Source organism: Erwinia sp. MYb416, assembly GCF_037479575.1.
Lineage (GTDB): Bacteria > Pseudomonadota > Gammaproteobacteria > Enterobacterales > Enterobacteriaceae > Erwinia > Erwinia rhapontici.
The window spans coordinates 91075-115239 of record NZ_JBBGYT010000419.1 but is presented as its reverse complement, the minus strand read 5'-3'; the positions used below and the strand labels follow the sequence as shown (position 1 = coordinate 115239).

Below are 24165 nucleotides of genomic sequence, written 5' to 3'. Positions count from 1 at the left end.
CCTTTACACCCGCAGGGGTGCAGTAACTCCGTGATGTGACGATCACAAAAGCAAAATGTCCTTGGGCCGCTGTCGCTGCCCGTTGTCAGAGTAGCCTTTTCCATTGATATTTAACAATAGCTTAACGTTGCGATCGGCGATTTACTGACGGACCAGTCTTGAACGGCTGGCGACAAACTTATCGTTGGTACGCCAGGGATTGATATCCAGACCACCACGCCGCGTATAGCGGGCATAAACGGTCAGACTCTCCGGCTGGCAGTAACGAAGAATATCGTTAAAGATGCGTTCGACGCACTGTTCGTGGAACTCATTATGATGGCGGAATGAGACCAGATAACGGAGCAGTGCCTCGCGCTGAATACGCGGGCCACGATAACTGATTTGCACTGACCCCCAGTCCGGCTGGTTAGTGATCAGACAGTTAGATTTGAGCAGGTGGCTGACCAGTTGCTCCTCAACGCGTTCGTTGCTGGTGGCATCGCGCAGATAGTCGGCATTGAACTGATAGTGATCAATCACAATGTCCTGCTCATCAATGCATTCGCCGTTGAAACGGCCGATGGGCTGGCCTTCAATCTCTTGCAGGCGGAATAGCGCAACGCTAACTTTACCCGCAGCACAGTCACTGAGATCGCGTTCCAGCGTCTGACGGACGTCACCCCAGTCGGCAAATTGCGTTTGATTAAAACTGTTCAGATACAGTTTAAAACTTTTGGATTCAATAAGATTAACGCTGCCGGCATCCAGAGTGACTTCACCCAGCGCCACCTGCGGCAGCCCTTTACTGTTCAGCCAGGACAGTTCGTACAGCGTCCAGATATCCGCGCCGCTGAACGGCAGATTATCGGGATACAGGCCCAGCGGTTCACGGTTCAGGCTACGCGGGACAGCCTGTAACAGCTCTGGTTGATAGCTGTCGTGATATTCTGTGGGTTTCCCCAGAGTCAGGCCTTCCAGTGCCTGATGATGGTCGTATGAAGACATGGTGTTACCTTGTGTTACTTTAGGGTGCCCGCCGTGGCAGGCAGCTTGAAGAGTGTCGTGTACCGATGCGCACACCAGGTTGTCAGTGTAACCCAGCCAGCAAAGAGTGAAAAAATAATGATCGAAGAAACCTCCCAGGCCCTACGCGATTTTAGCCAGCGCTATTGCGATCTCTGGCAGCAGCAGCATGGTCATGCACCGGCGAGCGCCGATCTGTACGGCATTCCCTCGCCTTGCGTCACCGCCACCCATAATGATGAAGTCTGGTGGCAGCCACAGCCCTTTACGCTGGCAAAAAACTTGGATGCCGTTGAACGTGCACTGGATATCAGCTTGCAGCCCTCGATCACCGGATTCTATACCGCACAATTTGCCGGTGACATGATGGGAACTTATGCCGGACACCAGGTGTCTTTGGTACAGGTGTGGAGTGAAGACGATTTTGTGCGCGTGCAGGAAAATCTGATTGGGCACCTGGTGATGAAGCGTCGTCTTAAACACTCTCCTACTCTGTTTATTGCTACTACGGAGTCTGAACTGGAGGTGGTGTCGGTTTGTAATCTCAATGGCGAAGTGATTATTGAGCAGTTAGGAACGCAAAAACGGCAGGTCATCTCCCCTTCAATTGAGAATTTTCTTATTTCTTTACAACCCCTTAGCGAACGTTGCTGAGAGTTTGCCCGTTCATTTTGTGCGAGATGTCTCACGTACTCTGTGAGAGATCGCATCCCTTTGATGCAGACATATCAATCGTTCTAATTGTAAAAATATTGTAGATCATCACGTTAGGGTACTGATTGTGATAACACGCCTGTGAGATGCGTAAAAAACTGGCACGGGTGTCTTGTTTGCTTATGCTGAACAGGCAAAATAGCACCCATCGCAAAGGACAGTCAGGGTTGAACGAACATCAGGACGATGTGCTCATGGAATGAGTTGGACCCGTCAGGATGACGTATCAGGGAAAGGCTTCCGGATGAAGCGTGGAAACCTCAGGGAGAGGTAAAGGACACCTCCAGGACGGAGAATGTGGACCGAACAAGGTAGTCGGTGATCATGGACGTCAAAGGATTCGCATCAGGATGGTGCACGCTATGGAGAGTGTCAGGAATAGTTTTCAAGGATGAGCAGGGAGCATAAATGTAGCTGGAACGCTGCAAACGGACCAGGGGCACTGTATATACAGTGCCCCTTTTTTCGTTGAAATTTTTACCCGGCACGGTGCGGATGCTATGCTTTGCGACCTTTATCCCCAACGCTTAATCAGGAGGTTGCTCATGAGCCGTGAACAACAGGTGCAGGAACGGTTGCTGGCCATTGAAACGCAGCTTAAACAGGCGGGTTTATGGCAGGCTATTGCCCCAAATAGTGAGGCGTTTGCCAGCACAGAACCTTTCTGCGTCGATACCATGACGCCATTACAATGGCTGCAATGGATATTCCTGCCGCGCATGCAGGCGCTGCTGGATGCCGGTGCGCCGCTGCCGACAACGTTGGCGATAGCGCCTTACTATGAAGTGTGGCTGGAAGGTGAGATCCCGGAGCGTGCGCAACTGTTGCACCTTTTAAATGCCTTTGACCAGTTATTTGAGTCACAAAACTGATGCTGGAAATTATTTATCAGGATCAGTGGCTGGTGGCGGTGAATAAGCCGTCCGGCTGGCTGGTTCACCGCAGTTGGCTGGACCGTCATGAAACCCGTTTTGTGATGCAAACGGTGCGAGACCAGATTGGCCAGCACGTGTTTACCGTGCACCGGTTGGATCGGCCAACGTCCGGCGTACTGCTGATGGCGCTGTCGAGTGATGTGGCGCGTTTATTGTCAGAACAATTTGAACAGCATCAGTTGCAGAAAACCTATCATGCCGTGGTACGCGGCTGGCTGGAAGGTGATGAGGTACTGGACTATGCGCTGACCGAAGAACTGGACAAAATTGCGGATAAGTTTAGCCAGCCTGAAAAAGCGCCGCAGTCGGCCGTCACCCATTGGCGTGGGCTGGCCACTGCCGAACTGCCCGTGCCCGTCGGCCCTTATCAAACCTCGCGCTATTCTCTGGTAGAGATGAAACCGGAATCCGGGCGTAAGCATCAGTTGCGTCGTCATATGACCCATCTGCGCCACCCGATTATCGGCGATAGCGCCCATGGCGATTTGAAGCAGAATCGCAGTGCTGCGACAAACTTCGGGATGAACCGACTTATGCTGCACGCCAGCGAACTATGCCTGGCGCACCCGGTAACCCAGGTGCCATTGGTGCTGCGTGCCGGGCTGGATGACGTCTGGCAAACGGCGATGACGCAGTTCGACTGGCAGCACTGTCTCCCTAATATTCCACGGGTTGAGTTCGCGACGGAAAGCCCGCAGGATAGTGAACAACGATAAGCATTCCAAAATGGAGAAGAGCATGGCTGAGGTAGGCATTTTTGTTGGCACCGTTTACGGTAATGCCCTGTTGGTGGCCGAAGAGGCTGAACCACTGCTAGTTGCGGCGGGCCATCAGGTGAAGATTTTTGAAGATCCCACGTTGGAAGACTGGCAGCACTATGCGCAGAAAGCCGTGCTGGTGATCACATCAACCACTGGACAAGGCGATCTGCCGGACAGCATTGCTTCCCTTTACGCTGGCATCAAAGATAAGTTGGGTTACCAGCCTGAGCTGCGTTACGGCATTATCGCGCTGGGCGATAGCAGCTATGATGAGTTCTGCGGCGGCGGCAAAAAATTTGCTGACCTGTTACAGGATCAAAGTGCTATCCGCGTGGGTGAGATGCTGCTGGTGGATGCCACGGAAAACCCGGAGCCGGAAGAGGTCACCTCTCCGTGGGTTGAGCAGTGGGCTAAGCTCATTGCATAATTGACGAGCGGGTCTGCAATGCAGGCCCGCCTCGCAGCGGATCCCGAACCTACAGTTTTAGCCGCTCCTTCGCCAGCCGTGCCACGTTCTGCATCTCATCCAACAGCTCAAACAATTCAGGCTCTACCTGAGTGATATCCTCACTCTGACGCAGGCTTTGTTCCAGTGCCAGGCAGAGTTGCTTCATGCGTGGTACTCCGCTGTAGCTGGCGCTGCCATGCAGTTTATGGATGATATCGCGCAGTGAAGTTGTATTATTCTCCGTCATATATTGCTCTATCAGCATCTGAACTTCCGGTAAGAAATCCACCAGCATCTGCAACAAATCGCGTGCCAGATCGGGTTTATTCGCCGCCTGACGTAACGCGAGTGCCCAGTCGAGGGACGCCGGTACTTCAATCACCGGCAGCGACATGCGTTGCCCGCCCGGTGAATAGCGTGCCAGCAGTCGACTCAGTTTCTGCTCATCGATAGGTTTGGCGAGGTAATCGTTCATCCCGGCTTTGATCAGCTGTTCCCTTTCGCCATCCAGTGCGTGCGCCGTGACCGCCACTATCGGTGTATTGGCGTGCTGTGGCAGGGTACGAATGGCTTCACTGGCACGAATGCCGTCGATCTCCGGCATCTGAATATCCATTAAAATAATATCCAGATGCTGATGACGCGCCTGATTAATCGCCGCTTCACCACTGTCACACAGCACAATGTGCGCGACTTGCTCTTCCAGCAGTGCTCCAATCAGCTTCAGGTTAGCCAGGTTATCATCCACCGCCATCACACGCAGCGGCAGACGGTGCCGTTCGGTCAGTGGCAGGGCATCACGGTGATGATGATCGACCAGAACGGGGATCAGACGGGTCATGGATATCGGTTTAATCAGGCAGGCCGTCACACCGCGTGCTTTGAGCTCTTCCGCATAAACCTGCATCTGGAATGGCAGAGCCATAATGACGCTGTTAGCACGTTGTAGTATTGGCGTCAGCTGTTCTCCGGTGATCTCAAGATTTTGCGGGTCAGCTACCGGAACGCCCATCAGCAGCACATCATAGTGTGCTTCCGGAAGTTCACTCAGTGACGGGCTGTAGCTGATGTTCATTGGCGTTGCGGCCAGCATCTCCATCAGCGCTTTCGCGGCCGTGGCGTTGGGTTCGACATAGGCCATGCGCTGGCCTTCGATGCAATCCATCACCCGTGGATCACTGGCAGCGTTCGGATTCAGGGCCAGATTAACGTGGAACCAGAAGGTGGAACCGTGATTGAGGCGGCTGTGGAACGAGATTTCGCCGCCCATTTCATTAACCAGTTTCTGAGTGATCACCAGACCCAGCCCGGTGCCGCCGTGACGGCGCGAAATACTGGCATCCGCCTGACGAAACGCCTGAAACAGCTGCGATTGCTGCTTTTCTGAAATCCCGATGCCGCTGTCATGAATCTGAACTTCCAGCTCCATACGGTTATTACTCAGGGCGCGTTTCTCCACGCGAATATCAATATTGCCACGTTCGGTGAACTTGATTGCGTTGCCGAGCAGGTTGACGATGATTTGCTGCATGCGCAGCGGATCGCCAATGGCATTATCCGGCACGTCACTCTGGATATTAAGCGTGAGCTCCAGTCCTTTCTCATGTGCGGACTGCGCCAGCAGAACCACCACTTCATCCAGCGTGGCACGCAGCGGGAAGGGGATGGTCTCCAGTATTAATTTTCCGGCTTCAAGTTTTGAGAAGTCGAGCACATCGTTAATGATGCTTAACAGGTTATTCGCCGATCGTTCAATGGTATGAAGATAATCGCGCTGGGTGGAATTCAGCGTGGTTTTGAGCGTCTGGCGGGTAAAGCCAATCACGCCGTTTAACGGCGTGCGCAGCTCATGTGACATATTGGCGAGGAACTCTGATTTAATACGCGCGGCTTCCTGGGCGCGTTTTTTAGCCAGATCCAACTCGACGTTTTGGATCTCCATCTGTTCCAGCGTTTCACGCAAGTCAGAGGTAGCCTGGTCGATATTTTGCTGCATCTCTTCGTGATAGGCGGTAAGAGACATGGCCATCGAGTTGATGCCGTTTTTCAGCACATCGAGTTCACCCAGCATATGCCCTTCTACGCGGCTGTCTAGCTGGCCACGGCGGATGCGGTCAACGGTACTCACCATATTGCGGATCGGCCCGGTGACATCGCGCATCAGACGGTAGGCAAACAGCATGGCAATACACAGGCAAAGCAGCAGCAAGAGGGTAGAGATAAACACCTCTTTATACTGCTGTAGCCTGACGGATTGCAGATCCAGCTCAATGGCGACATAACCGAGGGGATTACCATTGGGTTTCGCATCCTGGCCCGGCGATTCATCCGGATAATAGCTTTCGGAGAGGATGGGGGTACGCAGGATCACGGAGTTTCCGTGGCGCTGTTTCATATAGCGAGTGGTTAACGGCGTGTTGTCCGGCAGGCGCAGCAGGTCGGGCGTCTGATGGTAGTTTGACGTGACAAACAACTGATTGTGATCGTCGAAAACCGAAATGGCCCGCACAATATCTGAATGACGGCGATGCAGCAGGCTGACCAGTTGGCGCACGGACTCTTTACTGTGAAAGGTCATGCCATATTCACTTGAGACCGCCAGCGGTTCGATAATATTGACCCCGGCATCGGTGAGCTGGCTCTGTAATTCGTTATATCGGTTCACGACGAAAAACGTGGAGAGCAGCAGCCCAATCATCAGCGTGGGTGCCAGAATCAAAATCATCATTCGAGCCCGCAGGCTGTATTTGGTCATAATATTCCCTGTGCGCGGTGTTTCGCTCTGTGCCGTCCAACTGGCGCTGTGTTCAGAGGCAGGCAATACCCGATTTTCCTGCCGATAATGATGACGTGTGAATCACAAAGAAACAATGATGAAATTCTACCCTGAAAGATTGTGTTGCCCCATCGTGAAGCGTGAACATAAGGCGTCATTTCAGATTGATGATAGCGTTCAGCGCCACGCTTTGTGGCAGGACATTGGCATGAACGTCACGAACAGGGGCAGGCAAAGGCTTGTATCAGTTCTTCCTGCTCAGTAACGCAGAATGATAAATTTTTTTTTAAAAACTGGAACAGTTTTCGCATAAGCCTAAGCTATAGCAGCTGACTGTATCGCCACACACCGATGAAATGTGCTTTTGAAATGAGAAATTGGGCTCAGACGCCAGGAAAAATGGCTGAAAATGTCGCAGGTGTGGAAGGCGTTGCAGCAATAGTCGTGAAGGCTGCGTATAATGCGGGATTCAATAATCTGAAAACAACGGCGTCACTGTGTACGGCGAAGATCCATGGTGCTGTTTAGCTGAAAATAAGGCCTGAACAGAGGCTATTCCAGGAGAGGATATGGTTGCGGTAAGAAGTGCACATCTGAATACAGCTGGCGAGTTTGCGCTCGACCAATGGATCACCAGTCTGGGGATCTCCAACCAGCAGTCATGTGAACGACTGGCCGATACCTGGCGCTATTGTGAAACAGCGACCAAAAATCATCCTGACGCAGCACTGTTACTGTGGCGTGGCGTCGAGATGGTAGAAATCCTCTCAATGCTCAGCATGGACAACGAAACGCTGCGTGCCGCTTTGCTGTTCCCATTGGCCGATGCCAACGTGGTGAGCGAAGAGGTTCTGGAAGAGCAGCACGGTAAAGCCATTGTCTCGCTGGTGCATGGCGTGCGCGATATGGATGCCATCCGTCAGTTAAAAGCGACCCACAATGATTCGATGGCCTCAGAGCAGGTCGATAACGTGCGCCGCATGCTGCTGGCGATGGTGGAAGATTTCCGCTGTGTGGTGATTAAGCTGGCGGAGCGTATTGCCCACCTGCGTGAAGTGAAAGACGCGCCGGAAGATGAACGCGTCCTGGCGGCAAAAGAGTGCACCAATATTTATGCTCCGCTGGCAAACCGCCTGGGTATCGGCCAGCTTAAATGGGAGCTGGAGGACTTCTGCTTCCGTTATCTGCATCCTGATGAATACAAACGTATTGCCAAACTGCTGCACGAGCGTCGTATCGATCGGGAAGACTACATTGATACTTTCGTGCAGTCGCTGCGCACGGAGATTGTGAAAGAGGGCGTGAAGGCCGAGGTGTATGGTCGCCCAAAACATATCTACAGCATCTGGCGCAAGATGCAGAAAAAGTCGCTGTCGTTTGATGAGTTGTTCGATGTGCGCGCGGTGCGCATCGTGGCTGAGCGTTTGCAGGACTGTTATGGTGCGCTGGGTATCGTCCATACTCTGTACCGCCATATACCGAGCGAATTTGACGACTACGTTGCCAACCCTAAGCCGAACGGCTACCAGTCTATTCATACCGTGGTTCTCGGGCCAAAGGGTAAAACCGTCGAGATTCAGATCCGTACCCGCCAGATGCATGAAGATGCCGAGCTGGGCGTTGCCGCGCACTGGAAATATAAAGAGGGTGCAGCAAGTGGCAGCGCTCGCGGGGCTTCCGGCCACGAAGAACGTATTGCCTGGCTGCGTAAGCTGATTACCTGGCAGGAAGAGATGGCGGACAGCGGCGAGTTGCTCGACGAAGTACGCAGCCAGGTGTTCGACGACCGGGTTTATGTCTTTACGCCGAAAGGGGATGTGGTCGATCTGCCGGCCGGGTCCACACCGCTGGACTTTGCTTACCATATCCACAGCGATATCGGCCACCGTTGCATCGGCGCGAAAATCAGCGGGCGCATTGTGCCGTTCACCTATCAGCTGCAGATGGGCGACCAGATTGACATCATCACTCAGAAGCAGCCGAACCCAAGCCGGGACTGGCTGAACCCGAACCTGGGCTATGTCACCACCAGCCGGGGGCGCTCGAAGATCCACGCCTGGTTCCGCAAACAGGATCGTGACAAGAATATTATTGCCGGGCGTCAAATCCTCGACAGCGAACTGGACCATCTTGATATCAATCTGAAAGATGCCGAGAAGCTGCTGCTACCGCGCTACAACTTCAACACGCTGGATGAGCTGCTGGCCGCGATTGGCGGTGGCGATGTCCGTCTCAACCAGATGAGCAACTTCCTGCAGTCGAAGCTGAACAAGCCAAGCGCTGAGGAAGAAGATCGTGAAGCGCTGCAAAAACTGACGCAGAAAACCTCTAACAGCGTACCTCGTAGCAAAGAGAGCGGCCGCGTGGTGGTGGAAGGGGTCGGTAATCTGATGCACCACATTGCGCGCTGCTGCCAGCCGATTCCGGGTGACGATATCACCGGGTTTATCACCCAGGGACGCGGAATTTCGATTCACCGTGCCGACTGTGACCAGTTGGCGGATCTGATGTCTCATGCACCGGAACGTATCGTCGATGCGGTCTGGGGTGAGACTTATTCCAGCGGTTATTCCTTGGTGGTGCGTGTTACCGCGAACGATCGCAGCGGCCTGTTGCGCGATATCACCACCATCCTGGCCAATGAAAAAGTGAACGTGCTGGGCGTATCCAGCCACAGTGACACCAAAAAGCAGCTGGCGACGATTGATATGGATATTGAGATCTATAACCAGCAGGTGTTGAGCCGGGTGATAGCACGGCTTAACCAGGTCCCGGATATCATCGACGCTAAGAGATTGCATTAACCGGGCCGGGCATGCCCGGCCCCTGGTGCCCGGTTCGATCGTAGGGGCGACGCATGCGTCGCCCTCCTAATTCAACATGGAATACACTATGACTTCTCTCGATCGCCTGCTGGGCATCATGAAAACCCTGCGCGATCCGGAACACGGCTGCCCGTGGGATCGCCAGCAGACTTTTGCCTCTATTGCCCCTTATACCCTCGAAGAAACCTACGAAGTGATTGATGCGATTAACCGCGCTGATTTTGACGATCTGCGCGGTGAGCTGGGTGATCTCCTGTTCCAGGTGGTGTTTTACGCTCAGATGGCGCAGGAAGAGGGGCGCTTTAACTTCGACGATATCTGCAATGCGATCAGCGATAAACTGGAACGCCGCCATCCGCATATCTTTGCCGATGCGCAGGTCAGCGACAGTGCTGAGGTGTTGGTCAACTGGGAAAAAATTAAAAGCGATGAGCGTGCCGAAAAAGCACAGCATTCGGCGCTGGATGATATCCCACATGCCTTGCCTGCTCTGATGCGTGCTCACAAAATCCAGAAGCGTTGCAGTCACGTGGGCTTCGACTGGACCACGATTGGACCGGTGCTCGATAAAGTGCATGAAGAGATTGATGAAGTGATGCATGAAGCGCAGCAGGCGGTCATCGATCAGGACAAGCTGGAAGAAGAGATTGGCGATCTGCTGTTTGCCACGGTCAACCTGTCACGGCATCTCGGCAGTAAAGCCGAAACTGCATTGCAGAAGGCCAATACCAAGTTTGAACGTCGTTTTCGCCAGGTTGAGCAGATTATTGCCGCAGGAGGGATGGAAATGCAGCAGGCGACCCTCGAACAGATGGAAGCCGCATGGCAGGTTGTGAAATCTCAGGAATAATTGGCTGACACGATTCAACAAAAATGTGACGCGCGTCAACCTCCTGATGCGCATATTCAGGTAATCTCATGGCGGTAAATGCGGTGGTAAGCACACAACCGGAAACGAGCAATTGTCGCAACGGGGTGTTTCGGGTATACTATTTTCCCGTCTTGGTTATTCATTCCATCGTCTTTAAACCTACATTCTCAGGTTCAGCATGACAACGAACTATATATTTGTGACCGGCGGGGTCGTTTCCTCTCTGGGTAAAGGCATTGCCGCAGCTTCCCTGGCCGCTATCCTTGAAGCGCGTGGTCTTAACGTGACCATCATGAAGCTGGACCCGTACATCAACGTGGACCCAGGCACCATGAGTCCAACCCAGCACGGTGAAGTTTATGTCACCGATGATGGCGCGGAAACCGATCTGGATCTCGGTCACTACGAGCGTTTCATCCGTACTAAGATGAGCCGCCGTAACAACTTCACCACAGGCCGTATCTATTCAGAAGTCCTGCGCAAAGAGCGTCGTGGCGACTATCTGGGTGCGACCATTCAGGTGATCCCGCACATTACCAATGCCATCAAAGAACGCATCATTGAAGGTGGCGAAGGCCATGATGTCGTGCTGGTGGAAATTGGTGGCACCGTGGGTGATATCGAATCACTGCCATTCCTGGAAGCCATTCGTCAGATGGCGGTGGATGTGGGCCGTGAGCACACCATGTATATGCACCTGACGCTGGTGCCGTACATGGCCGCGGCGGGCGAAGTGAAAACGAAGCCAACCCAGCATTCCGTGAAAGAGCTGCTGTCTATCGGTATTCAGCCCGATGTGCTGATCTGCCGTTCTGACCGCGCGGTTCCCGCTAACGAACGCGCTAAGATTGCGCTGTTCTGTAATGTGCCGGAAAAAGCCGTTATCTCACTGAAAGATGTCGACTCCATCTACAAAATTCCTGGCATGCTGAAATCGCAGGGCCTGGATGACTTTATCTGCAAACGCTTCAATCTGAATGCTCCGGAAGCCAACCTTGGCGAGTGGGAGCAGGTGATTTATCAGGAAGCGAATCCAGGTGGTGAAGTGACCATCGGGATGGTCGGTAAATATGTCGAACTGCCGGATGCGTACAAATCAGTGATCGAAGCCCTGAAGCACGGTGGTCTGAAAAACCGTGTGACGGTGAATATCAAGCTGATCGACTCTCAAGATGTTGAAACCCGTGGTGTTGAAGTGCTGAAGGATCTGGATGCTATCCTTATCCCTGGCGGTTTCGGCTATCGTGGTGTGGAAGGCAAATTGATGACGGCGCAGTATGCCCGCGAAAACAATATTCCTTACCTCGGCATTTGCCTCGGTATGCAGGTCGCATTGATGGAGTTTGCCCGTAACGTGGCACATATGGAGGGTGCGAACTCAACGGAGTTCGTTCCTGACTGTAAGTACCCGGTTGTGGCGCTGATTACCGAATGGCGTGATGAAGAAGGCAACGTTGAGCAGCGTACTGAGCAGAGCGATTTGGGCGGCACCATGCGCCTGGGTAGCCAGCAGTGCCAGCTGACGGATAACAGCCTGGTGCGTAATCTCTATGGTTCAGACACCATTGTTGAGCGCCACCGTCATCGTTATGAAGTCAACAATATGCTATTGAAGCAAATTGAAGCGGCCGGTTTACGTGTGGCAGGTCGCTCTGGGGATGACCAACTGGTTGAGATCATTGAGATCCCTGACCACCCATGGTTTGTTGCGTGTCAGTTCCATCCGGAATTCACCTCAACACCTCGGGACGGGCACCCGCTGTTCAGTGGCTTTGTGAAAGCTGCCAGCGAGTACCAGAAGCGTTTGGCAAAATAAGTGTTTTCATAACGGCTTGAAATCTTAGGGTTTCAAGCCGTGTGTCTAAGTTTAAGCTAACTTGTACTGAGGAAAAACTAATGTCCAAAATCATTAAAGTCATCGGTCGCGAAATCATCGACTCTCGTGGAAACCCGACTGTTGAAGCTGAAGTGCATCTGGAAGGCGGCTTTGTCGGTCTGGCAGCGGCGCCATCAGGTGCTTCTACTGGTTCTCGCGAAGCGCTGGAACTGCGTGACGGTGACAAATCTCGTTTCCTGGGTAAAGGCGTCACTAAAGCTGTTGCTGCTGTTAATGGTCCGATCGCTGACGCGGTTACCGGCAAAGATGCCAAAGACCAGGCCAATATCGACAAGATCATGATCGATCTGGACGGTACTGAGAACAAATCACAGTTTGGTGCTAACGCCATTCTGGCTGTTTCTCTGGCTGCGGCTAAAGCGGCTGCTGCTGCGAAAGGCATGCCACTGTACGAGCACATCGCTGAACTGAACGGCACCCCAGGCAAGTTCTCTATGCCACTGCCAATGATGAACATCATCAACGGCGGCGAGCACGCAGACAACAACGTCGACATCCAGGAATTCATGATCCAGCCTGTTGGCGCGAAAACGCTGAAAGAAGCTGTACGTATGGGTTCTGAAGTGTTCCATACCCTGGCAAAAGTGCTGAAATCTAAAGGCATGGGCACTGCGGTTGGTGACGAAGGTGGCTATGCGCCAAACCTGGGTTCTAACGCAGAAGCACTGGCTGTTATCGCTGAAGCGGTAAAAGAAGCGGGCTATGTTCTGGGTAAAGACATCACCCTGGCAATGGACTGTGCAGCATCTGAATTCTACAAAGACGGTAAATATGTGCTGGCAGGCGAAGGCAACAAAGCCTTCACTTCTGAAGAGTTCACTCACTTCCTGGAAGACCTGACCAAACAGTACCCAATCGTCTCTATCGAAGATGGCCTGGACGAATCTGACTGGGCTGGCTTCAAATACCAGACCGAAGTGCTGGGCGACAAAATCCAGCTGGTGGGCGACGACCTGTTCGTGACCAACACCAAGATCCTGAAAGAAGGCATCGACAAAGGCATCGCTAACTCCATCCTGATCAAATTCAACCAGATCGGTTCTCTGACCGAGACGCTGGCTGCGATCAAAATGGCTAAAGACGCGGGCTACACTGCGGTGATCTCTCACCGTTCAGGTGAAACTGAAGATGCCACTATCGCTGACCTGGCGGTAGGTACTGCAGCGGGCCAGATCAAAACCGGTTCTATGAGCCGTTCTGACCGTGTTGCTAAGTACAACCAGCTGATCCGTATCGAAGAAGCGCTGGGCAACCGTGCGCCATTCAACGGCCTGAAAGAAGTTAAAGGTCAGTAAGCTGCCGATATTCTGAACCGGTTATCCGGTTGAGGATTATCTGAAAAGCCCCGTCTCCGGACGGGGCTTTTTTTTGCTTATTTTTATTTTTCAGCGAGTTAAGGTTATTTCTTGAATGCGGAAAAGTCCTGGTTCATGGATTGCAGGGCGTTTTTATGCGTCATTTTGTGTAAATTCGCGGTGACTATTTGTAACCAGGATCAGAAAATATGAAATACCGTGCTGATGTTGACGGGCTACGCGCACTCGCCGTACTGCCGGTTATTGCGTACCACATGGGAATAGGGGGGATACCCGGCGGTTTTACCGGCGTCGATATCTTCTTTGTGATTTCCGGCTATCTGATCTGCGGCATTATTTATAACAGTGCCATGAGTGGCAACTTCTCTTATCTCGATTTCTATAAACGTCGCTGCCTGCGTATTTTGCCACCGCTGTTTGTGGTGCTGCTGGCGGTGATGATATTTGGTTATTACCACCTGCTTCCCGCTCAGTTTACCGATCTGAGCAACAGTGCGCTGGCGGCATTGCTGTCGGCATCGAATATCTTTTTCTGGAAAACCACCGGCTATTTTGATGGCCCGGCCGATCTCAAGCCGCTGCTGCATACCTGGTCGCTGGCGGTGGAAGAGCAGTTCTATATTCTCTTCCCCATCATCCTGTTGCTGGTGATCCGTCTGTTCCGCAACCGTACCACTCAGGTGATGCTGCTGGTGATAGCGGGTTCGCTGCTGTTGAGTATTTACGGCGTTACGCGCAAACCTACCTTTACCTTCTACATGCTTCCGACCCGCGCCTGGGAGATGGCGCTCGGCGGGATTATTGCTATCGCCGGGCTGGAAGCCAAAACCGCCCATTACCGTACCGGGGTGAAACACGCCATGAGCCTCAGCGGGCTGGCGTTGATTCTGTTTGGTTTTCTCTGGCTTGATACCACCCTGCCTTTCCCGGCGTGGAATGCGCTCTATCCGTGTCTTGGTAGCTTCCTGATTATCCTGGCGGGTCAGCAGTCTGTCGTCTCCCGTCTGCTGGCACTGAAGCCGGTCGTGTATATCGGTATGATCTCCTACTGCCTGTATCTGTGGCACTGGCCGATCATTGTTTACTCGCGCATGTTCTTTAATTTTGAACCGGGTGTGCGTGAGCTGGTGATCCTCGCCTTAACCTTTGGTCTGGCAGTGGCATCGCGCTATCTGATCGAAATCCCGTTCCGCTACAAACTGTCTTACATCAGCCCGGGCCGTATTGTGGCGGCTTCGGTGATATGGCTTGCCGTGATGGCCAGCGGAGCGCTGTATAAAGGCCATATCAGTAACAGCTCCGGGCAATTTTCTCCGGCGGCGTTGGCGCTGGCGCAGTACTCGGAATACAGCAAGATGCCGGAGTTTGACTACCAATATCGTCGTGGGCAGTGTTTCGTTGATGGTAAGAGTGAGGAAGATAAGCCGTTTGATCGTGAGTTCTGCCTCAAGACCTCTCCGACCGCGAAGAACTATGTGATGATCGGTGACAGCCACGCAGCGCATCTGTGGCGTGCTATCAGCCTGGCGGCGGGGGACGGAGTGAACGTTATTCAGGCGACCTCAGCAGGCTGTAAGCCGTTGTACCAGCAGTCACTGCGTAATCCGTGCACCCGACTGGTGGACTATGTCTACGACCAGTGGATCGCAGAACATCATATTGACGGCATTATCATTTCGGCGCGCTGGGCACCGGAGGATATCGCGCCTCTGCGCGCAACGCTCGAGCACCTGAAATCTCGCTCTGGCAATATCATCGTCATGGGGCCGACCGTCGAATATACCGAAGCGCTGCCGGACCTGCTGGCTTATCAGACGGACGGACGAAAAGATTTGGTTGCCTCATCGATTAAGAAAGAGATCCGCGGGACGGACGAACAAATGCGTACAGCGATGGCCGAGCAGGGAACGCCCTATATCTCGGTCTATTCGATTGTCTGCCCCGGTAACATTTGTCGCGGGCTGGCGTCTGACGGCCATCCGACCTCGAACGACTACGGTCACTTTACCCTGAGCGGGGCGAAAGACGTGGCGAAGCAGGCGATGGTGCAGATGCGCGACAACAGATTTATGTAATTTATCAATCCGGGCGGCCGTCAAAGGGCCGCCCACAGGGCTTTTGTAAGTAATTAAAGTAAATGCCACTCTGAACCGATATTAGCTGTTATCGGGCTAACCCCATCACAGAGTGCGCACCATGCTAAAAAATATAAAAGTCGTCACCAGCATCGTTATCATGCTGATCATTTTTAGTGCGCTATTGCTTGTCTCCAGCGCGCTCTCGTTCAATGCGATAAGCCAGGACAAAGCCAACTTCACCCGTGCCACGATTTTGACTGAGCAACAGGGGCAACTGAGTGATGCATGGCAAACACTGGTCAAAACGCGGGTCACCATCAACCGGGTGGCTATCCGTATCCTGAAAAAGCAGACCGATCCTGCCTCCATGGCGGCGATTGAAAAACTGCTGGGCCAGGCCTCTGAAACGCTGGACGATGCCGGACAACATTTTGCCCGTTATAAACAGTATCCGGCGGTAGAGGGCCAGAATACGGCACTGGATGACGCCATTGTCAGCAGCTATCAGCTGATGTACGACACCATGAAACAGTCCATTCAGTATCTGGGGGCTAATAACTACGAAGCGTACGGTAATCTGGAAGCGCAGAAAGCCCAGGATGATTTAGAAAAAAATTATGACCGCTGGCGTGAGCAGAACGGCAGCCTGCTGGCGGTGGGCGTCACCGATAACCAAAACGGCTACAACCATATGGTCTGGACGCTGGGGGCGGTGGTGTTGATATTGCTGCTGCTGGTGGGCTCGGTCTGGGTGGTGATCAAACGTGTTCTGCTGACGCCGTTAAAACAGTTGCTGGTCCATATTCAGCGTATCGCGGCGGGTGACCTTTCCGAAACCCTGGTGGTGGACGGGCGCAGCGAAATGGGTCTGCTGGCCAGTAACCTGACGCAAATGCAGCAGTCGCTGATCGGCACCGTGGGTAATGTGCGTGACAGTTCGAATGCCATTTACACCGGGGCGAGTGAAATTTCTCAGGGTAACAACGATCTCTCTTCCCGTACTGAACAGCAGGCGGCCTCGCTGGAGCAAACTGCGGCCAGCATGGAAGAGTTAACGGCCACCGTGAAGCAGAACGCCGAAAACGCGCGTCAGGCGTCACAGCTGGCTAAGAACGCCTCAGAAACCGCCGCGAAAGGCGGCAGGGTGGTAGAAGGTGTGGTGAAAACCATGAATGAGATCGCGGGAAGTTCTAAAAAGATTGCTGATATTACCAGCGTGATCGACGGCATCGCTTTCCAGACCAATATCCTGGCACTGAATGCGGCGGTTGAAGCGGCACGAGCCGGTGAGCAGGGGCGTGGGTTTGCCGTTGTCGCGGGCGAAGTGCGTAATCTTGCCCAGCGCAGCGCCCAGGCTGCCAAAGAGATTAAATCCCTGATTGAGGACTCAGTCAACCGCGTGGATGCCGGTTCACAGCAGGTGGCGACGGCAGGGGAAACCATGACGGATATCGTCAGCGCGGTGGTGCGCGTCACCGATATTATGGGTGAGATCTCCTCGGCGTCTGATGAACAGAGCCGTGGCATCGACCAGATTGGCCTTGCCGTCACCGAGATGGATCGGGTGACGCAGCAGAATGCCTCTCTGGTGCAGGAATCTGCGGCTGCGTCAGCGTCACTGGAAGAGCAGGCCAGCCTGCTGTCTCAGGCGGTTGCCGTGTTTAAAATCGGACCACAGCGTGCTGTGGTTGTCGATAACCGCAGCGCTCAGGCACTCAAAACCCCACGGCTGGCCGCTCCGCGTAAAGCCGCAGCCACCGACGAAGGGAATTGGGAGACGTTTTAACCCCGCCTGCCTGGCCGTTGACCGTCTGCATTGGGGGGAGGGTCAACGGCGGCGCAATGATTGGCACGCTTTGTTTGGCCTTATTCTGTCAATCTGCCATAATCTGCTCCCGTATTTTAGCCACCAGTCGAGATGTTAATGCAGTACCCGATAAATGAAATGTTCCAGACGTTGCAGGGCGAAGGTCTTTATACCGGCGTACCGGCAATTTTTATCCGCTTGCAGGGATGCCCGGTGGGCTGCAGTTGGTGTGATACCAAACATACCTGGGATAAACTGGCCGATCGGGAGACATCGCTGGGCGATATTCTGCTGAAAACCGTCGAAACCGATGCCTGGGGTGCCGCCGATGCAGAGGCCTTGATCGGCGTGATCCGCCAGCATGGCTGGACGGCGAAACATATTGTGATCACCGGCGGTGAGCCGTGCATTCACGATCTCACTCCGTTGACCGCAGCCCTTCAGCAGCATGGTTTCGGTTGCCAGATTGAAACCAGCGGCACGCACGATGTGCGCTGTACGCCGGAAACCTGGGTGACAGTGTCGCCGAAGGTGAATATGCGCGGCGGCTATGATGTGCTGCATCAGGCCCTGGTGCGCGCCGATGAAGTGAAACACCCGGTGGCGCGTCAGCGCGACGTCGATGCGCTGGATGATCTGCTGGCAACGCTCAGCGATGATAAGGCGCGGATTATCGCGCTACAGCCGATCAGTCAGAAGGATGATGCGACGAAGCTGTGCATTGAAACCTGCATTGCGCGTAACTGGCGGTTATCGATGCAGACGCATAAATATTTGAATATTGCCTGACCCGGATCGACAGGGCCATGTAGGGGTGAGGCATGCCTCACCAGTTGCGGATGTGGCGAGGCGTGCCTCGCCCCTACGATTTCAGACCCTGAAGGGTTACTGCGGCCACTTCATCTCGCCTTTCAGCACTTTCGCGCTCAATTCCAGGCTCGACGCATCTTTTAAATCAGGGTATTTCGTCTTCATCGTCGCGGTATAACTGGCGGCATCTTTACTCTCTGCCAACACGCTTTCAGCCGTTTTCAGATACTGGTGAGTGAAGTTCACCGACGCCACTGTCTCTGCCGCACCCGGCAGGAAATGCCCTGGAACAACGCGCACCGGTTTCAGCGCTGTAATCGCTTCCAGCTTCTGCTGCCAAACTGACCGCTCGGTGGCTGACTGCGCATCGGCCATCCAGACGTGAATATTATTGCCATACACCACCACGCCGCCCATCACTGTTTTCAGGGAGGGCACCCACAGCCAGGTATTCTGCGGCTGCGGGCCGTTCACGCCTTTTACCTCGATGCGCTCACCGTCCACCTTAAAACTGTCGCCCTGTAAGACCTCGGGAACAATCAGCGACTCTGGAGCGTTAGCGCCCATCTTCGGCCCCCAGAACGCCAGCTTGCCCTCTTTGCTCTGTTTAATGAGATCTACCGTGGCGGCAGTAGCGAGAATTTTCACCTGTGGGAAGGCGTGCTTAATCGTATCGAGGCCGAAGTAGAAATCCGGGTCCGACTGGCTGATAAACACCGTAGTGAGCGTTTTTCCTGTCGCTTTGATGCGTTTGACCAGCGCTTCGGCATCATTGCGCTGGAACTGGGCATCAATCAGCACCACTTCATTCGGGCCGGAAATGATTTCGCTGGAAACCGCAAACATACTGGCTTCGCCTGGATTATAAACTTCCAGTTTTAGGGTTTCAGCGGCATACAGTGGAGCGCTGGCCGTCAGCGCCAGCAGGAGAGTGAGGCGGGTTTTCATCGTAAATAACCTGTGAGTCGGAAAAGAACCCAGTGTAGGTTGCAAAATACAGCAGATAAACCGACTATCAGGCAACAGATTGTTGCATAAAACGGGCATATTATGGATCGCGTCACCGCAGCGACGGTTTTTATCACCATTGTTCAACGCGGCAGCCTGTCGGCGGCGGCGGAAACGCTGGATATGTCGCGGGCTATGGTCACCCGCTATCTGAACCAGATGGAAAGCTGGGCCGGGGCGCGCCTGCTGCATCGCAGCACCCGCCGTCTGAGCCTGACGCCTGCCGGAGAGCATGCCCTGGCGCGTTGCCAGCAACTGGCGGCGCTGTCTGCCGAGATTGAGCACAGCAACCAGCCAGAGGGAGAGGGGCTCTCCGGGCTGCTGCGCGTCTCCTGTTCGCTGTCGCTGGGGCAAAGCGTGCTGATGGTGGCACTGACCGCGTTTCAGCAGCGTTATCCCCGGGTGCGTATCGACCTGCACATCAGCAATCAACGGGTCAACCTGGTGGAAGAACGTATTGATCTGGCGCTGCGCATTACTGCCCAGTTGGAGCCCAACCTGATTGCCCGCCCCCTGCATACCTGTCAGTCGGTGATTTGTGCGGCTCCCGCTTATCTTGCCCGTGCGGGAACGCCGCAGATCCCACAGGACCTCACCCATCACAACTGCCTGGCCTATTCGCATTTCGGTAAAAGCCTGTGGCACTTCACCCGGGGCGAGGAGAAAGAGGCGGTGGCGGTCAGTGGCAATCTGAGCGGCAATGATTCGGTGATGCTGCTCTCTGCCACCCTGGCGGGGGCCGGTATTTCCATGCAGCCGAACTACAGTGCAGGACCGCTGTTGGCCAGCGGTGAACTGGTGGCCTTGCTGCCGGAGTATCAGCTTGATGAGCTGGGGCTGTATGCGATTTATTCGTCGCGGCAGTACCAGTCTGCACGCCTGCGTACATTGCTGGATTTTCTGGTGGCATGGTTTAGCGCAGAGGACGCCGGGCGACTGCTGAGAGGGGAAGAGTAAAGACGGATGGGGGGCCGGGGAGGTGGCTCGGTATTGTGAGCTACCTTAGGGTATCAGAGGATGCGGACCCGACCTTCTGCGCAGGGGTGCCAGCCGCGGGCTTTCTCTCCCAGCGCCCAGCGATGATCCGGGGCATACAAAAATAGCCAGGGTGCGTCATCGTGAACCTGAGTAAACGCCTGGCGCATGATTGCCGCACGTTGATCGCCATCAGCCGTCGCGGCGGCACGGTCAAGCAGCGCATTGAGCGCCTCGCTGTGATACCCCTGCCACCACGGGCCCTGCTGGCGGGAATCCAGTTTTTCACGGTAAATGCGCCAGCCGCTGGCCGGGCTGGAGTCAAAGCAGGCAATATCGCCAAACTGCTTATCGCGTACCCGCTGCGCATAGGCCGGTCTGTCTTCATAGATAGTCAAATCGACGGTCACACCCACCGCCTGAAGTTCCTCCGCGATATGCCGGGCCAGCACAATCGATTCATCGGGAAAGCGTGCCGGGAGCGCCAGCGACAGCTTCAGCCCTGAGGCATAGCCCGCGTCTGCCAGCAGCTGTCGTGCTGCGTTGGGATCGTAGCGATAGGGCTGCACATCCTGCGGAATAACGCTGTGGCGGGCCGTTAACGGCCCGGCTAAGGGGCACGCGTGGCCCTGAGCGATCTGTGGATGCGCGATAATCGCCTGACGATTAACGGCATAATTCAGCGCCTTTCTGACCCGAACATCCTGTGTGGCACCCTCAAACAGGTTCAGCAGAAAAATAATGCACAGATAACTACGCTGGCTGACGATGTGTTCCGCGCCAGCTGGCTCAAACAGCGGGTCCACCAGCAGATCGGCCTCACCACGGGCGAACAGCGCCTGGCGTTGCACGGCATCAGGCTCGGCCAGCCACACCAGCGTGGCGGCTGGCGGTTTACCCGCCCAGTGATCATCAAAGGCGTGCAGGATTATACGCCCTGGCTGCTGCTCTGCGAACTGGTAAGGACCGCTGCCGATAGGCTGCTGTGGCAGCGCGTGCAGGCTGTCTGCCGGAACAATGGCAATATCCACCAGTAAATCCAGCAGATCAGCAAAAGGTTCCGGGTTGTCGATCGTCAGCGCGCCATTATCGGCCACCGCCACGGTGGCATGCTGTAAATAGCTGCGCAGCACGCCCTGCGTACCCAGCTCGCCTGGCATCTCCGGTGAGAGCGCGCGCAGCAGAGAGGCTTGGGCATCAAAGGCTGTGAGTATTGCCCCGTTGTGGCAACGCACGCCAGCGCGCAGCTGGAAGCGCCAGCGTCGGCAGTCGTCCTCCACTGACCAGCTTTCCGCCAGCCATGGAATAAACTCGCCCTCATCGTTGCGTCTGACGAGCGCATCAAAGATCGCATCAATAATGCTGCGCCGGTCACGGATATCTGACAGAACATGCGGATCGGCAAGCGGCACCGTGGGCTGAACGACGGTAAACAGGTCAGTGGAGGAGATCGTCATTGAAGTCACTCATCAGCAGGAGAAGCGTCTCCGCAGGGCATTGGCAGCCCTGCGGAGTGTCACAGAGGGGGGTTATTTGGAAACGTCAGCGGCAAAATAGTGCTGAGAAATGCGCTGATAAGTCCCGTCGCTTTTAATCTCAGCTAAGGCTTTATCAATGGCGGCTTTCAGCTCAGGGTTACCTTTACGGATGAGAATACCTTCCTGCTCGGCATCGGCACGGGTGGCAGCGATTTTCACGTTGGCGTCCGGCTTGTGTTTTTTAAAGTCGAGGTAAGACAGGTTATCGTTAATGGTGGCATCGGCACGGCCGCTGGCCACCAGATCGACCGACTGGTTAAAGCCGTCGGTGCCGACAATCTCCGCACCGTAGCTGCGTGCCAGCTGTGCATAGTTGCTGGTCAGCGTATGCGCTGATTTTTTGCCTTTCAAATCTTCGAAGGATTTGATACTGGTGTTATCGCTGCGCACAATCAGCACGCCTTTTGAGGCGATGTAGGGTACAGAGAAATCATATTTCTGCTGACGCTCCGGAGTGATAGACACCTGGTTAATCACTGCTTCATAACGCCTGGCATCCAGCCCTGCGATCAGACCATCCCACTTCCCTTCCACGAATTCCGCTTTCACGTTCAGGCGTTTAGCCACTTCGCGGCCGATCTCGACATCAAAACCGGTTAACGCGCCGGAAGCATCGTGGTAAGTAAACGGTGGATAGGTTCCTTCCGTACCGATTTTCAGCACGCCAGCCGACTGAATCTTAGCGAGATCAGTTTCTGCCAGTGCGGCAGAGGAGAAGCTCAGCTGGACCAGGCCTGCCAATAACAACGTTGCGATCTTTTTCATTAAAAACTCCTGAATGCTGTCTGTGATGGGGTCTTAAATTATATTTCCCAGGAATCGGGCAGGGTATCGGTCAGGGTCGAGATAAAGGCTTTCGTTCTGGGTTTCTCGGCGCGGGTAAACAGATCGCGAGAGGTTCCTGTTTCCACGATCTCCCCCGCTTCGAGAAACACCACGTGGTTAGCAATATTGGCGGCCAGACGCAGGTCATGCGTGGCCATCAGCATGGTCATTCCTTCTTTTGCCAGATCCTTCAGCACCGCAACGACTTCAAGCGACAGCTCCGGGTCCAGCGCCGAGGTGGGTTCATCACACAGCAGCACCTTGGGTGACGGCGCCAGTGCACGGGCAATCGCCACGCGCTGCTGCTGACCACCGGACAGGGTGGCAGGCCAGGCATCGCGCTTATGGGTCATGCCCACTTTCTTCAGCAGCGCTTCGGCACGTTCGCGAGCCTGAGCGGGATGCTGTTTATGGACGGTAATCAACCCTTCCATAATGTTTTCAATGACGGTCAGATGGGGAAACAGCTGAAAGTTTTGGAATACCATGCCGGTTTGCTGGCAAATACGACGGATATCTTTTCGGGCAACACGTTGGCTGCCGGAAAATACAATATGTTCGTTACCGATGGTTAACTCGCCCGCCTGCGGTATTTCCAGCAGGTTGATGCAGCGTAATAATGTGCTCTTGCCGCTACCGGAAGGGCCGATCAGTGCCGTCACGCTACCTTCATTAATTGTCAGGTCGATATTCTTTAAAACCGGATTGCCATCAAATTGTTTTTCAATGTTGGATAATTTTATCATTATCTCTTTCCTTTACCGTGCTATTGCTGGCGAGCTTATTTTCCAGTCTGGTCTGTAATGCAGATAAAACAGAACTGATTAATAAATAAATAATGGCGGCTTCGGTATACAGTATTAATGGCTGATAAGTGACGGCCGCAATACGCTGTGCGGCCAGAAACATCTCAGGGACGGTAATGACCGAGGCCAGAGAGGTATCTTTGACCAGCGAAATAAAGGTATTGGATAACGGCGGGACGGCAATGCGTGCAGCCTGTGGAATAATGATGCGACGCAGTGCCTGAACCCAGCTCATACTGATGGAGTGCGCCGCTTCCCACTGACCTTTTGGCACAGAAAGCAACGTGGCGCGGATCACTTCAGAAGTATAGGCACCAATATTCAGCGTGAAGCCAATAACCGCAGCCGGAAAAGCATCAAGCGTAATGCCTACGCCAGGAAGTGCATAGAAAATCAGAAAGAGCTGTACCAATAATGGCGTGCCACGAATAAGCCAGACATAAAATCGCACAATATATTGCAGGGGCTTAGGCCCATATAATCGTGCCAGTGCAACGATAAAACCCAGCGATAAACCCAGTGCAAAAGAGACCAGCGTTAAAGGGATGGTAAATGTCACACCGGCGTACAGCATCGGCCAGAATGAATCAATTGCTAACGTAAGCCATGCTGGCATTGTTCACCCATCTTGAAAAATAAATATCGATTTTTGTTCTGTGGCGAGAGAATATCACGGTGGTGTAAGGAGCGCTTATATCTTGAAATGATATAATATATTCTCTAAGAATATATATTTAATTCATAAGCTTTTCTGAAAAACGCATATAGAC

At 53.9% G+C, this 24165-nt stretch carries 19 protein-coding genes; 12 read left to right on the top strand and 7 right to left on the bottom strand.

Annotated elements, in window-relative coordinates; genetic code table 11:
• Positions 1-141 precede the first annotated feature (141 nt).
• Complete coding sequence (queF, locus tag WH277_RS06215; protein WP_159337936.1) at positions 142-987, bottom strand: NADPH-dependent 7-cyano-7-deazaguanine reductase QueF; 846 nt, start codon at positions 985-987, stop codon at positions 142-144.
• A 117-nt stretch (positions 988-1104) separates the two neighbouring features.
• On the opposite strand from queF, the gene syd reads away from it, so the two are divergent.
• The 4 genes from syd (at position 1105) to WH277_RS06195 (ending at position 3842) form a co-directional block, all read left to right on the top strand.
• The gene (gene syd, locus WH277_RS06210; RefSeq protein WP_159337937.1) at positions 1105-1659 is read left to right on the top strand and encodes a SecY-interacting protein; all 555 of its coding nucleotides are present in this window, start codon (positions 1105-1107) and stop codon (positions 1657-1659) included.
• Positions 1660-2264: 605 nt separating this feature from the next.
• Positions 2265-2591 (top strand): YqcC family protein, encoded by a 327-nt coding sequence (locus WH277_RS06205; protein ID WP_133846056.1) that lies wholly within the window; start codon positions 2265-2267, stop codon positions 2589-2591.
• On the top strand, positions 2591-3370 hold the full coding sequence (gene truC / locus WH277_RS06200; RefSeq protein ID WP_339504999.1) for a tRNA pseudouridine(65) synthase TruC: 780 nt from the start codon (positions 2591-2593) through the stop codon (positions 3368-3370). Before WH277_RS06205 ends, truC begins: the two co-directional genes overlap by 1 nt.
• Before the next feature lie 22 nt (positions 3371-3392).
• Positions 3393-3842 (top strand): flavodoxin, encoded by a 450-nt coding sequence (locus tag WH277_RS06195; protein ID WP_133846054.1) that lies wholly within the window; start codon positions 3393-3395, stop codon positions 3840-3842.
• 49 nt (positions 3843-3891) lie between these two features.
• Here the strand turns inward: WH277_RS06195 and barA are convergent, their stop codons facing one another.
• Entirely contained in the window at positions 3892-6618 is a 2727-nt protein-coding gene (barA, locus tag WH277_RS06190) for a two-component sensor histidine kinase BarA (protein ID WP_133846053.1), read from the bottom strand.
• Positions 6619-7208: 590 nt separating this feature from the next.
• On the opposite strand from barA, the gene relA reads away from it, so the two are divergent.
• The 7 genes from relA to queE all read left to right on the top strand — a co-directional run bounded on the left by relA (position 7209) and on the right by queE (position 18222).
• Positions 7209-9443, top strand: coding sequence for a GTP diphosphokinase (gene relA / locus WH277_RS06185; RefSeq protein ID WP_133846052.1), 2235 nt, complete (start codon positions 7209-7211; stop codon positions 9441-9443).
• 88 nt (positions 9444-9531) lie between these two features.
• On the top strand, positions 9532-10314 hold the full coding sequence (gene mazG / locus WH277_RS06180) for a nucleoside triphosphate pyrophosphohydrolase (protein ID WP_192933201.1): 783 nt from the start codon (positions 9532-9534) through the stop codon (positions 10312-10314).
• Positions 10315-10513: 199 nt separating this feature from the next.
• A complete protein-coding gene (pyrG, locus tag WH277_RS06175; RefSeq protein ID WP_133846050.1) occupies positions 10514-12151 on the top strand; it encodes a glutamine hydrolyzing CTP synthase in 1638 nt (545 codons plus the stop codon).
• An 80-nt stretch (positions 12152-12231) separates the two neighbouring features.
• Positions 12232-13527: a phosphopyruvate hydratase gene (gene eno / locus WH277_RS06170; protein ID WP_133846049.1), complete on the top strand. Its 1296-nt coding sequence runs from the start codon at positions 12232-12234 to the stop codon at positions 13525-13527.
• 209 nt (positions 13528-13736) lie between these two features.
• Entirely contained in the window at positions 13737-15623 is a 1887-nt protein-coding gene (locus tag WH277_RS06165; RefSeq protein WP_339504996.1) for an acyltransferase family protein, read from the top strand.
• A gap of 121 nt (positions 15624-15744) precedes the next feature.
• Positions 15745-17412 (top strand): methyl-accepting chemotaxis protein, encoded by a 1668-nt coding sequence (locus WH277_RS06160; RefSeq protein ID WP_133846047.1) that lies wholly within the window; start codon positions 15745-15747, stop codon positions 17410-17412.
• Positions 17413-17550: 138 nt separating this feature from the next.
• Positions 17551-18222 (top strand): 7-carboxy-7-deazaguanine synthase QueE, encoded by a 672-nt coding sequence (gene queE / locus WH277_RS06155; RefSeq protein ID WP_133846046.1) that lies wholly within the window; start codon positions 17551-17553, stop codon positions 18220-18222.
• 96 nt (positions 18223-18318) lie between these two features.
• Here queE and WH277_RS06150 read toward each other — a convergent pair whose 3' ends face one another.
• The gene (locus tag WH277_RS06150; protein ID WP_159337940.1) at positions 18319-19191 is read right to left on the bottom strand and encodes an MBL fold metallo-hydrolase; all 873 of its coding nucleotides are present in this window, start codon (positions 19189-19191) and stop codon (positions 18319-18321) included.
• Between the two features lie 102 nt (positions 19192-19293).
• Between WH277_RS06150 and WH277_RS06145 the strand changes: the two genes are divergently transcribed.
• A complete protein-coding gene (locus tag WH277_RS06145; protein WP_133846044.1) occupies positions 19294-20208 on the top strand; it encodes a LysR family transcriptional regulator in 915 nt (304 codons plus the stop codon).
• Positions 20209-20261: 53 nt separating this feature from the next.
• Here WH277_RS06145 and WH277_RS06140 read toward each other — a convergent pair whose 3' ends face one another.
• From WH277_RS06140 to WH277_RS06125, 4 genes are all read right to left on the bottom strand, one after another.
• On the bottom strand, positions 20262-21683 hold the full coding sequence (locus WH277_RS06140; protein WP_339504994.1) for an ABC transporter substrate-binding protein: 1422 nt from the start codon (positions 21681-21683) through the stop codon (positions 20262-20264).
• A 72-nt stretch (positions 21684-21755) separates the two neighbouring features.
• On the bottom strand, positions 21756-22529 hold the full coding sequence (locus WH277_RS06135) for an amino acid ABC transporter substrate-binding protein (protein WP_171149564.1): 774 nt from the start codon (positions 22527-22529) through the stop codon (positions 21756-21758).
• Positions 22530-22567: 38 nt separating this feature from the next.
• The gene (locus WH277_RS06130; RefSeq protein WP_133846041.1) at positions 22568-23335 is read right to left on the bottom strand and encodes an amino acid ABC transporter ATP-binding protein; all 768 of its coding nucleotides are present in this window, start codon (positions 23333-23335) and stop codon (positions 22568-22570) included.
• Positions 23313-24011: an amino acid ABC transporter permease gene (locus tag WH277_RS06125; protein WP_133846040.1), complete on the bottom strand. Its 699-nt coding sequence runs from the start codon at positions 24009-24011 to the stop codon at positions 23313-23315. Before WH277_RS06125 ends, WH277_RS06130 begins: the two co-directional genes overlap by 23 nt.
• Between the last annotated feature and the right edge of the window lie 154 nt (positions 24012-24165).

Coding starts and splice junctions, on each gene's coding strand:
- queF (WP_159337936.1), bottom strand. CDS start 987: ATGTCTTCATACGACCATCATCAGGCACTGGAAGGCCTGACTCTGGGG.
- syd (WP_159337937.1), top strand. CDS start 1,105: ATGATCGAAGAAACCTCCCAGGCCCTACGCGATTTTAGCCAGCGCTAT.
- WH277_RS06205 (WP_133846056.1), top strand. CDS start 2,265: ATGAGCCGTGAACAACAGGTGCAGGAACGGTTGCTGGCCATTGAAACG.
- truC (WP_339504999.1), top strand. CDS start 2,591: ATGCTGGAAATTATTTATCAGGATCAGTGGCTGGTGGCGGTGAATAAG.
- WH277_RS06195 (WP_133846054.1), top strand. CDS start 3,393: ATGGCTGAGGTAGGCATTTTTGTTGGCACCGTTTACGGTAATGCCCTG.
- barA (WP_133846053.1), bottom strand. CDS start 6,618: ATGACCAAATACAGCCTGCGGGCTCGAATGATGATTTTGATTCTGGCA.
- relA (WP_133846052.1), top strand. CDS start 7,209: ATGGTTGCGGTAAGAAGTGCACATCTGAATACAGCTGGCGAGTTTGCG.
- mazG (WP_192933201.1), top strand. CDS start 9,532: ATGACTTCTCTCGATCGCCTGCTGGGCATCATGAAAACCCTGCGCGAT.
- pyrG (WP_133846050.1), top strand. CDS start 10,514: ATGACAACGAACTATATATTTGTGACCGGCGGGGTCGTTTCCTCTCTG.
- eno (WP_133846049.1), top strand. CDS start 12,232: ATGTCCAAAATCATTAAAGTCATCGGTCGCGAAATCATCGACTCTCGT.
- WH277_RS06165 (WP_339504996.1), top strand. CDS start 13,737: ATGAAATACCGTGCTGATGTTGACGGGCTACGCGCACTCGCCGTACTG.
- WH277_RS06160 (WP_133846047.1), top strand. CDS start 15,745: ATGCTAAAAAATATAAAAGTCGTCACCAGCATCGTTATCATGCTGATC.
- queE (WP_133846046.1), top strand. CDS start 17,551: ATGCAGTACCCGATAAATGAAATGTTCCAGACGTTGCAGGGCGAAGGT.
- WH277_RS06150 (WP_159337940.1), bottom strand. CDS start 19,191: ATGAAAACCCGCCTCACTCTCCTGCTGGCGCTGACGGCCAGCGCTCCA.
- WH277_RS06145 (WP_133846044.1), top strand. CDS start 19,294: ATGGATCGCGTCACCGCAGCGACGGTTTTTATCACCATTGTTCAACGC.
- WH277_RS06140 (WP_339504994.1), bottom strand. CDS start 21,683: ATGACGATCTCCTCCACTGACCTGTTTACCGTCGTTCAGCCCACGGTG.
- WH277_RS06135 (WP_171149564.1), bottom strand. CDS start 22,529: ATGAAAAAGATCGCAACGTTGTTATTGGCAGGCCTGGTCCAGCTGAGC.
- WH277_RS06130 (WP_133846041.1), bottom strand. CDS start 23,335: ATGATAAAATTATCCAACATTGAAAAACAATTTGATGGCAATCCGGTT.
- WH277_RS06125 (WP_133846040.1), bottom strand. CDS start 24,011: ATGCCAGCATGGCTTACGTTAGCAATTGATTCATTCTGGCCGATGCTG.